This is a genomic window from Arthrobacter sp. Hiyo1, from assembly GCF_001263615.2.
Taxonomy (GTDB): domain Bacteria; phylum Actinomycetota; class Actinomycetes; order Actinomycetales; family Micrococcaceae; genus Arthrobacter.
The window spans coordinates 991083-993930 of record NZ_DF952468.1 but is presented as its reverse complement, the minus strand read 5'-3'; the positions used below and the strand labels follow the sequence as shown (position 1 = coordinate 993930).

The 2848-nt window shown below is 64.6% G+C and carries 2 protein-coding genes and 1 pseudogene; all 3 read left to right on the top strand.

Annotated elements, in window-relative coordinates; all coding sequences use genetic code 11:
* Positions 1-330: 330 nt before the first annotated feature.
* A complete protein-coding gene (locus AHiyo1_RS04445) occupies positions 331-1575 on the top strand; it encodes a PucR family transcriptional regulator (RefSeq protein WP_059387754.1) in 1245 nt (414 codons plus the stop codon).
* An 88-nt stretch (positions 1576-1663) separates the two neighbouring features.
* Positions 1664-2593 (top strand): ACP S-malonyltransferase, encoded by a 930-nt coding sequence (locus tag AHiyo1_RS04440; RefSeq protein ID WP_059387753.1) that lies wholly within the window; start codon positions 1664-1666, stop codon positions 2591-2593.
* Positions 2590-2848 (top strand): annotated as a pseudogene (locus tag AHiyo1_RS26160) (3-oxoacyl-ACP synthase); the annotation flags it as partial. The gene AHiyo1_RS04440 and the pseudogene AHiyo1_RS26160, both read left to right, overlap by 4 nt.

The following is a 2848-nucleotide window of genomic DNA, read 5'->3' as shown; positions in this document are numbered from 1 at the left end:
GAAGACCCTGCAACTGCTCGCCCGCCGAGGCGAAGTTGACGCACAGGCGGCGGCCCAGGCAATCGAGAAGTACAGTCTCCTCGATGTCAACGCCGGCACCACCGGCGGGGCAGGCGGCGAAAGCTAAGCCTCCAGCGAAGCACAACGAACCCAAGCAACATCTCGACGGCGGTCCACACCGAAAGGTGCGGGCCGCGTCGGGCTTTAACACCCGGCTTCAACAATCGCCACAAAGCAGCAAACGGCGCTGCCATCGCGTGACGCGCGCCAATCTCAGTTGTAGCCTTCGCACAAATGGAGCTTGTGGATGATGCGCCGTATGCTCAAGGAATGGCAGAGCCGATTCAAACCCCCGCGAAACGCAAAGCGGCCGCGCGCACGGTAACACCGGAAAAGGCGGAGACACTCAAGCGGCTCCGCGCCAATGTGGGGCAGCTGTCCACCACCACCATGCGCAAGCTTGAGAAATCGCTGCCCTGGTACAGCCGGCTGAGCTCCGACGAACGTTCAGCCTTGGGCCTGGTAGCCCAAAACGGAATCGCGGCCTTCGTGACGTGGTACGAGCGGCCGAGCTCGCCGTCGTGGATCCTGACGGACGTCTTCGGGAATGCTCCCACCGAGCTGACCCGCTCCATCAGCCTGCAAAAGGCCCTCCAGTTGATCCGGATCGTCGTCGAGGTGGTGGAGGACCAGGTCCCGGTGATCGCGCCGGAAGCCGACCAACCGTCTTTGCGCGAAGCAGTCCTGCGCTATTCGCGGGAAGTGGCATTCGCCGCCGCGGATGTCTATGCGCGCGCCGCCGAGTCCCGCGGTTCCTGGGACACCAGGCTCGAAGCCCTGATTGTGGACGCCATCCTCCGGGGCGAGAATACCGATGCCCTTCGTTCCCGTATCGCCGCCCTCGGCTGGAAGGCCCAGGAGCGATTCACGGTGATGGTGGGAAACTCGCCGTCGGAACCAAGCGCAAGCTATGTGAGCGAGTTGCGCCGGACCGCCGGACGCTACGCTGAGGACGCACTGGTAGGCATCCAAGGCGACCGCCTCATCCTGATTCTGGGTGGCGTGCAAGACCGCGACACCGCGTATCTGAAACTCAGCGAACTTTTCGCCCCGGGCGCGGTGGTCTACGGACCCGAGGCCGGCTCCCTGTTGGAGGCAAGCAGCTCCGCCCAGGCGGCCTTTGCAGGGCTCACCGCTGCCAAGGCTTGGCCTTCGGCTCCGCGACCTGTAGCGGCGGACGATCTCCTCCCGGAACGGGTCGTCTCAGGCGACGACGCCGCCCGCCGTTCCCTCATCAAGAACATTTACCGGCCGCTGCTGGCCGCTTCAAACGGCCTTGTAGAGACCCTCGGCACCTATCTGGAACTCGGCCATTCCCTCGAAGCGACTGCCCGCGAGCTGTTCGTCCACGCGAACACCGTGCGGTATCGTCTCAAGCGCGTCTGCGACGTCACAGGGTGGGACCCGCTCCTCCCGCGGGAGGCTTTCGTGCTCCAAACCGCACTGGTTGTGGGCAGGCTTTCGGCCCAGCCAAAGGCGACGTCGGAGCGTCACGGTACCCGATCCGCGGGTTGAACCGTTGTAGACTTCCTACAAACTGACCCAGTGAGCTTGGTGTACGCAAACACCAGTAGTTCACGCGGCAATTTGGAAAGCTGGTTACGTGCTTGCAATCGTCTGCCCTGGACAGGGCTCCCAGACCCCTGGATTTTTGGCCCCTTGGCTGGAGCTCCCTTCCGTAGAAGGCCATTTGGCCTCCCTGAGCGAAATCGCAGGCATCGACCTCAAGGCCCACGGCACCACCTCCGATGAAGAAACCATCAAGGACACCGCCGTCGCGCAGCCCTTGATCGTCGCCGCAGGGCTCGTGGCAGCGAAATCGCTGTTCGACGTCGAACTCAGTACCCTTCCGATCGTCCTTGCCGGCCACTCGGTCGGAGAGATCACGGCCTCGGCGCTTGCGGGTGTCCTGAGCGAGGAAGAAGCCATGACGTTCGTCCGCGAGCGTGCCAACAACATGGCCGCTGCCGCCGCCGTCACCCCCACCGGGATGAGTGCCGTCGTCGGCGGCGATCCGGCCGAAGTGCTTTCCGCTATTGAGGCCGCCGGCGCAACGCCGGCAAATGTCAACGGCGCAGGCCAGACCGTTGCGGCAGGCACGTTCGAACAGCTCCAGGCACTGGCTGACAACCCGCCGGCCAAAGCCAGGGTCATCCCGCTGAAGGTCGCCGGAGCATTCCATACTTCCCACATGGCTCCGGCCGTGAGCGCACTTGAAGCACTGCGGCCGTCCCTCAAGCCGCAGGCTCCCACGGTTCCGCTGCTCTCGAACTTCGACGGCCAGGAAGTCACCGACGGCGGCGCCGCCGTCGAAAGCCTGATCGCCCAGGTCTCGCGCCCGGTGCGTTGGGACCTGTGCATGGAGAACCTGGTCCAGCGCGGAGTCACCGGACTCATCGAACTGGCACCGGCCGGCACGCTTGCAGGCCTCGCCAAGCGCGGCATGCCGGGCGTGAAAACCGTTGCCGTCAAGACGCCGGATGATCTGTCCGCCGCACTTGCACTCTTCGCGGAATTGGAGGGAGACGCATGAGCGCCCCCGTACTCAAGCAGGCACCAAGGAACGAATACTCACGCGTTGTCGGCATCGGGGCATACCGCCCGGACATCATCGTCACGAACGACGACGTCTGCCAGTGGATCGATTCCTCGGACGAATGGATCCGCCAGCGCACGGGCATCGTGACCCGCCACCGCGCCGCGGCCGATGTCAGCGTCATCGACATGGCCGAAGGAGCTGCCCGCGAGGCGCTCAAGCAGGCCGGCATTGAGGCTTCCCAGCTCGGTG

Bases quoted from the DNA above. Each gene is read 5' to 3' on its own strand.
- AHiyo1_RS04445 (WP_059387754.1), top strand. From the start codon at position 331: ATGGCAGAGCCGATTCAAACCCCCGCGAAACGCAAAGCGGCCGCGCGC.